The organism is Nostoc sp. UIC 10607 (assembly GCF_047228265.1).
Classification (GTDB): Bacteria; Cyanobacteriota; Cyanobacteriia; order Cyanobacteriales; family Nostocaceae; genus Nostoc; species Nostoc foliaceum_A.
The window spans coordinates 1-6263 of the sequence record NZ_JBIQNW010000136.1 but is presented as its reverse complement, the minus strand read 5'-3'; the positions used below and the strand labels follow the sequence as shown (position 1 = coordinate 6263).

Annotated in this window: 10 protein-coding genes; 6 read left to right on the top strand and 4 right to left on the bottom strand. The window is 42.4% G+C overall.

The genetic code is table 11. The features are described from left to right. Positions 1–184: 184 nt before the first annotated feature. The 5 genes from ACEYW6_RS35545 (at position 185) to ACEYW6_RS35525 (ending at position 2466) form a co-directional block, all read left to right on the top strand. Positions 185–715 (top strand): tyrosine-type recombinase/integrase, encoded by a 531-nt coding sequence (locus tag ACEYW6_RS35545; protein ID WP_412983502.1) that lies wholly within the window; start codon positions 185–187, stop codon positions 713–715. A gap of 306 nt (positions 716–1021) precedes the next feature. Continuing rightward, positions 1022–1399: a response regulator gene (locus ACEYW6_RS35540; RefSeq protein ID WP_412983501.1), complete on the top strand. Its 378-nt coding sequence runs from the start codon at positions 1022–1024 to the stop codon at positions 1397–1399. Between the two features lie 80 nt (positions 1400–1479). Continuing rightward, positions 1480–1731 carry a hypothetical protein gene (locus ACEYW6_RS35535; RefSeq protein ID WP_412983500.1) on the top strand — a complete coding sequence of 84 codons (252 nt, stop codon included), beginning with the start codon at positions 1480–1482 and terminating at the stop codon, positions 1729–1731. Continuing rightward, positions 1728–1871 (top strand): hypothetical protein, encoded by a 144-nt coding sequence (locus tag ACEYW6_RS35530; RefSeq protein ID WP_412983499.1) that lies wholly within the window; start codon positions 1728–1730, stop codon positions 1869–1871. The genes ACEYW6_RS35535 and ACEYW6_RS35530 overlap by 4 nt, the downstream gene beginning before the upstream one ends. 79 nt (positions 1872–1950) lie before the next feature. After that, a complete protein-coding gene (locus tag ACEYW6_RS35525) occupies positions 1951–2466 on the top strand; it encodes a helix-turn-helix domain-containing protein (RefSeq protein ID WP_412983498.1) in 516 nt (171 codons plus the stop codon). Between the two features lie 143 nt (positions 2467–2609). Here the strand turns inward: ACEYW6_RS35525 and ACEYW6_RS35520 are convergent, their stop codons facing one another. The 3 genes from ACEYW6_RS35520 to ACEYW6_RS35510 form a co-directional block, all read right to left on the bottom strand. After that, entirely contained in the window at positions 2610–2990 is a 381-nt protein-coding gene (locus tag ACEYW6_RS35520) for a DUF6009 family protein (RefSeq protein WP_412983497.1), read from the bottom strand. A 212-nt stretch (positions 2991–3202) separates the two neighbouring features. Further along, positions 3203–3655: a response regulator gene (locus ACEYW6_RS35515; protein ID WP_412983496.1), complete on the bottom strand. Its 453-nt coding sequence runs from the start codon at positions 3653–3655 to the stop codon at positions 3203–3205. 846 nt (positions 3656–4501) lie between these two features. Then, positions 4502–4912 carry a GFA family protein gene (locus tag ACEYW6_RS35510; RefSeq protein WP_190900592.1) on the bottom strand — a complete coding sequence of 137 codons (411 nt, stop codon included), beginning with the start codon at positions 4910–4912 and terminating at the stop codon, positions 4502–4504. Positions 4913–5079: 167 nt separating this feature from the next. Here ACEYW6_RS35510 and ACEYW6_RS35505 point away from each other — a divergent pair, with 167 nt between their 5' ends. Further along, positions 5080–5736, top strand: a complete 657-nt coding sequence (locus ACEYW6_RS35505; RefSeq protein ID WP_412983495.1) for a cupin domain-containing protein — start codon at positions 5080–5082, stop codon at positions 5734–5736. Between the two features lie 143 nt (positions 5737–5879). Here the strand turns inward: ACEYW6_RS35505 and ACEYW6_RS35500 are convergent, their stop codons facing one another. After that, on the bottom strand, positions 5880–6065 hold the full coding sequence (locus ACEYW6_RS35500; protein ID WP_190900357.1) for a hypothetical protein: 186 nt from the start codon (positions 6063–6065) through the stop codon (positions 5880–5882). Positions 6066–6263 lie beyond the last annotated feature (198 nt).

The window sequence follows — 6263 nt, the reverse complement described above, 5'->3', positions numbered from 1 at the left end:
CTGTTCGCAATAACTCTTGAGTGGCGCGACTCTCAACGGAGTAATAGGGATCGTGGCGTAGTAGACTGTCCATAATATCCCGCGTACACCGGACACTATCACCAATCATAAATGAGGCCACCACCCCCAACTCGTCTACCTAACAAGCATTACAGGTAAGCGAGAATACCTTACACCAAGCGAGGTGCGATCGCTGCTCGATGCTGCACTAGAACGCAAAGCTCGTTATGCTCACCGTGATTATACACTGATGTTGCTCATGTTTCGCCACGGCTTGCGGGTAGGGGAAGCTGTAGGGGCTAAATGCGGTTTGCGCTGGGATGCCCTGATGTGGGCCGAACGTCAGATTTTCATCACCAGGGAAAAGGGCAGTGACTCTGGGGTGCATCCCCTGAGAGATGATGAGTTAACTTTGCTCAAAGAACTCAGAGAGATGTTGCCTGATAGCAAATATATATTTGTTTCCGAGCGTGGTGAGGTGATGTCTACTGATGCGGTGCGAAAGCTGCTTGGGCGACTGGCAGCACAGGCCGGGCTTGATATCAAAGTTCACTGCCACATGATGCGCCATGCCTGCGGTTACTATCTGGTGAATCAGGGGTATAACACTAGGGAAATCCAGGACTTTCTGGGACACCGCGATATCAAGCACACTGAAAAATATACCAAGCTTAACGCTCGACGCTTCCTGAATTTCGATTGGGGTGATTTGTAAAATTTTAACAGTAGTCGCACGCAATTCATCGCCACAAAACTAGTCAGTAAATTTTTTATTTGAGCGATATATCCTCAGTATAATATTCAACAAACTTCTTCTATCTAGAGAAGTAATTTTTTAGCTAAAAAAGAATTCTACAGATTTGTAGAGTATATTCTACAGATTGATTTGTTTGACTAAATTTTCTTATATAAATTTCTTAGCAAATAATTGTCCGAGGAATTCAGTAATCAAAGGAGATACAAATATTTTTGATGCTAATGACCAAGCAGCTAGAGGATAAAGATATTTTGTCTGTGAACGATGGATGGTGTTATTAAACGTATATTGATTTGTGATGATGTGGCTGATAACTCAATTCTTATGAAAGCGATTCTAGAAGCAGAGTCGTGCCAGATTGAAATTGTTGATTCGGGAGCAGAGGTGCTAGCCTTTCTTGAAACAAACCCTAACCCTACTGACCTGCTAATACTAGATGTTCAGATGCCTTTAATGGATGGATTTGAAGTTGTTAGACGCATCCGACAATCGACTAAATTTCAATTTATTCCTATTTTGTTGGTGACAGGTATCGCTGAAGATGATGCTCAGAAGGCTCTTGATATAAAGATTGATGGATTTATCCAAAAGCCTATTGATTGTGATGCAGTAATCGCTCAAGTCCGAGCAATTTTAGACTAAAATTTAGAAAAGTATTTTAAAATTAAGAGGTAATTTGAGTTGATTCATAATAGTAAAGATGGGTTGGAGAAAGACTGTTTATGAATAATGGGTTCAAAGATTTAGAAGCTCTAGAAGAAATTTTTATAGCTATAGAAGTTCCTGACTTGAATGATGTAGTAATCCTTCAAGGGTCAGCAATTGTTGATTTAGCCGAATTTCAATTAACACCTCAAGAAACTATGAAGTTTAAAAAAATATTTGAAAAAGTGAATACCAAACTTGCAGAGTCATTATACAAAGAGTTTCCTGCTAGTTCAATTATCTCTGAGATTCGAGTAAAATCGCAGTGATGTCGGGAATTGGTAGTTTGACGACATCGGCAATTAGGGGGCAGGGAGGAAGCAGCACGACAAAGCGCGATGGCGTACCCGCCCTCTGTCAGCGATCGCCTTCACTAATTTTTTATGACCTAGGCACAGATGAGGAATAATGGTTGCTCTTTCTCAATCTCGCCAAAACTCGCCAATCACTGATAGGATTTTGGCGAGTTACGATATTTGGCGAGATTTATGAATAAGCAGTCAGCAGCAGATTACTTGGGTGTCAGTGTTAGGGCTTTAGAGCGCTACGTTCAACAGGGGCGAATCAGCGTCAAGTACGAGAAAGGTAAAACTCGCCCGACTGCCAACTTTGACCAAACCGAACTGGAAGCATTCAAGGAAGAACTAAACCAACCGACCGTAAAACCTGCCTTTGAATCTCGCCAAATAGCGACAGAGCAACAGCCACAGACAGGTAAATTAGTGCATTCTTCTGGCGAGATTGCGGAGTTTGGCGAGATTGGGGTAATTGATAAGTTATCCTCAATCATTGAAGGGCTGCTGGGCAGAGGCGACAATCAGCCAATAGTGCCGATCGCTGATAAGCTACTACTGACTATTGCAGAGGCACAAGCGCTAACTGGGTTGTCTAGAGAATTCCTGCGAGACGCAATTACGGCAGGTGAGTTAAAAGCCAAAGTAATTGGCAAGGGTTGGCGAGTTAAACGCAGTGACCTACAAGAGTACGTTGACAAGCTGTTTTGATTCTCGCCAAACTGCGACTGTCGTTATCTCGCCAGTAGCGTAGAGCATATTACGGTATTTGAAATAGTGGCGAGATTTGACGTGATTGCACGCTCCGCGCAGTATCGAAAGCGATCGCAACCAATGACCAGATGGAGAAATGATTAGTCAACGTCTTGTGAAAATGTTCCATTCCAAGCTCTTGTTGTTATCTGCCCTAGAACTTTTGGAAAAACAGTTAATGGATCTATAGCTTCTATTGGACATCCTTGCTTATAAACTCCATCAGGCTGATAAAAGCGATCATGCTTTGCAAGCCAAAATATTCGCCGAGCAAAACACCCACTTCTACCAGTGTTAGGAGCTTTCTCTTCTAGTTCTGCATAGCCAATGATCTGATAGGTATGATACTTAACCTTTCCCTTTCTTCTACTGCAACAAGTATTAAAATACTCTCTAACATAAGGAATAGCATCGATATTGCTTAACCAAACAATCTTTGATTCAAACTGAATATCCGAGGGAGTTTGAGATTTTACACTCATAGTAAAACTTCCTTGTGTAGCAATGCTGCTTTTAGCATTATAGGTATCACCGTGCCAAGACGGGAAGATTCTACGCGCAAGGCTTCAAGATGTGCCCAGCAAGCATCTTACAAATTGTTTTTCTACAGCACCCGTAAGCGGCTGTTTACCCTCATTTGATTGGTGCAGAGTACTGTACATACTCTGTGCTAAAAGAATTGCAAATATTGACCCTAGCGCAAAGTATATTTCCTACTTTTTAACAGTTTAGCTACTTCTGTTATTAACTCTGTAGCGGTTGAAGGTTTTTGAATATAAACTTGAAATCCAGATATAAGTGCTTTTTTATCTGCCTTATCTTCAGTATTTCCAGTAAAAGCAATTGCGGGAATTTCTCTAGTTTGTGGATGCGTCAGTGAACGAATGTTTTGTATTAACCAATACCCGTCCTTCAAGGGCATAGTAATGTCTGAAATTAAAAGATCCACATTGAATTGTTTAATTACCTCTAATCCTGTTAAGGCATTGGATGCTGTAAGTACTTGAATTCCATAGCTTTCAAAAAGCTCGGTCATTACCAGAAGCATATCCTGGTGCTCATCTACGACAAGAATTGTCATTCCTTGGAAGATATTTATATCTGTTCTATCCTTTTCCAGATCCCTATTAAAAAACTTATCTGACACGAGAGATTGTCCCCCTTAATTGTATACTCAATTACAAGTCTTTTCACTTAGAGCCAGCGCTACAGTTTGACATTGAAAGCGGGGAAAATTAAGAATTTTAAGTATTTTCCTCACAAAAACTACACCCTGTTTGATGAGAGCACGGCTCTTTTTATGCCGCAAAAAAACGACCATCGTAATATCTGTGGTCGCAACAAATTAACTACTTGAGATCATGTTGTTATAAATACTTATCTGTTTGATTATCCCCCAGGAGGGGATTATCTGTGCATTATATTTCCTTAAAGGGGTGTAACATACCCTCTTTTAACTTCTAGGCAGCGACATATCCCGTGTCTGACTCTGCCTGCACCGTTTTGGGTAGCTCATCAACGAGTGGATTTGTGGCAGTGGCAGACACCGCCTATCTAAGCGAAGCGGTTAAGAGTTGCGCCATCACCTAGAGAGAAATACCTTTAGTCGGGGTAAAGACAAGATACGCGCAAAATTTATCACTATGTAAAGTTTTTGTAACAAATTTATCGCGATCGCCTTTGTCTATATGAGAGAAAAGTCTGCCTAGTTTGGCTTTCAGCCTAGTGAACACTTCGAGCTTATCTGTCCCAACTTAGAAAATATTGCCGAAAACAGAAGCTGAAGGCTCTTGTCAAGGAAGGCTCAAACCTTATTCTTCCGCTCAATTGCACTCATAACATTGCCTAAAATAAGCCAAACTAGGTAATGTTTGAGTGTTTGAAAGACATCAATACATGGCTACTTTACACAACTTTACATCGTGATAAATTTTGCGGGTATCTTGTCTTTACCCCATGTATAGCAAAACAGTGAGAGGATGTAAATCTACTGCTAATTCAATTTAGCTTTGGGAGGAAACTCCAAGAACTGAGGGGCGTGTCCGCCAATGTGATCCCACGTTGCCTTGGAGCCAACGAAAATGTGCATCTCGATTTGAACACCTGGATCTCCATCGACGCTTCCGAGGGTCACTCCATGCACCTTGCCGTCGGCTGTACCACACAGCGTGGTTCCACAGATTCGACAGAAGCACAAACCCCATCCAGGTATCGTCTCATAGAAGGTGAGATTCTCTTCACCACTGAGCCAGGAGAATGAACCTGGCTCAACTTCAGCGTAAGCAGAGCCTGCCCCGCTAAATGCCTTTCTACAGCGAGAGCAGTGGCAACTGCGCCCAGGCTTAAGCGGTGAATTAATCTGGTACCGAACCCGTCCGCAGAAGCAACCGCCAGTCAAAGCCATGATCTCTCCCATTGTTGTTTTATGCCGCCCAACTATTTATTATGCGGAAAATTTTTGAATATCAGTGCAAATCAAATACTTCTAAAGTCCGTAAATTTTATAGTTGGCTTATCATTTTGGCTCGTTATTCATGCAGCATTACACGAATGGGCTAATACGTGGAATTGATGGCGAAGATTATTGATTTCACGTTGTTAGACCAAAGGTGTAATCCCCTGTTCGGTAGTAAAAATCCCGCAAAACTGGCAAAATTACCTATAGATAATAATACCTTTGCCAAAATAAGAGCCTACAAAAATTTTAAATTGGTATTAGCCCTTATCATTCCGGATTACGAGGTTCTTATGTCAGAAGGAGAAAAATTGATCGCCATTAAGGCATCTGATGCACCGACAAGAACTAAGCCCTCAAACTATCCTGAACCGTTTGCATCGCGTATGGTGGGCAGGGAGAAACACCCACTTGGTGACCTGTTTGGCATCACGAACTTTGGTGTAAACCTAACACGCCTAGCTCCAATGGCAATTTCAGCCCTTCGTCACGCTCACACCTTGCAAGACGAGTTCGTGTACATCTTGGAGGGGCATCCAACGCTTTGTACCGACGAAGGTTATACACAACTCTCCCCAGGTATGTGTGCCGGCTTCAAGGCTGGCACTGGTAACGGCCACCATCTAATCAATGAAACAAGAGAGGATGTTCTTTACCTCGAAATCGGAGACAGAACATCCTCTGACTCAGGCAGCTATCCCGATGACGACCTGATGGCCAATTTAGAGAATGGCTTGTGGAGATTTGTCCACAAAGACGGCACACCGTACTAATTTTGTCAGAGCCAGTAAACGATCGCCACGGATAAAACCGTACCAATTGAAGTCTCGGAAATTTAAGAGCTTCAAACCCAAGATGAGCCGTATTAAATGGTTGCACCAAATAATCTATAGGTTAATTGGTACATCGAGAATTGTTAAAAATATCGAATTTCAGAATGCTTATCTTGCGCTGACTGACGTTCTGCATCACTAATCTCACGTCCTAATTTTTTAGTTAGCAGTTCCATCGCCTGGGATGGTGTCATGACATCCAGGCTATAAGTGCTGGCTTTTAATACATCAGCGATCGCAGCATAGAGTCTGCCAGTCAGCTCGGCCAACTCCCGCAACTGATTGAAGGGTTAGTAACACGGCTAATTCCTGCGTTCGTCCGCCAGCTTCCGGCATTAGCGATCACTGATTTTTGATCCGATCTCACAAAATTGCGTTGCTCCCGATGATACGGGAGCAATGCGATTTTGTGAGGTCGGCTAAAAAAGGTGCGATCGCTAAATTCTTGTCTCAGTGTTCATTATTTA

Coding starts and splice junctions, on each gene's coding strand:
- ACEYW6_RS35540 (WP_412983501.1), top strand. CDS start 1,022: ATGGATGGTGTTATTAAACGTATATTGATTTGTGATGATGTGGCTGAT.
- ACEYW6_RS35535 (WP_412983500.1), top strand. CDS start 1,480: ATGAATAATGGGTTCAAAGATTTAGAAGCTCTAGAAGAAATTTTTATA.
- ACEYW6_RS35525 (WP_412983498.1), top strand. CDS start 1,951: ATGAATAAGCAGTCAGCAGCAGATTACTTGGGTGTCAGTGTTAGGGCT.
- ACEYW6_RS35520 (WP_412983497.1), bottom strand. CDS start 2,990: ATGAGTGTAAAATCTCAAACTCCCTCGGATATTCAGTTTGAATCAAAG.
- ACEYW6_RS35510 (WP_190900592.1), bottom strand. CDS start 4,912: ATGGCTTTGACTGGCGGTTGCTTCTGCGGACGGGTTCGGTACCAGATT.
- ACEYW6_RS35505 (WP_412983495.1), top strand. CDS start 5,080: ATGGCGAAGATTATTGATTTCACGTTGTTAGACCAAAGGTGTAATCCC.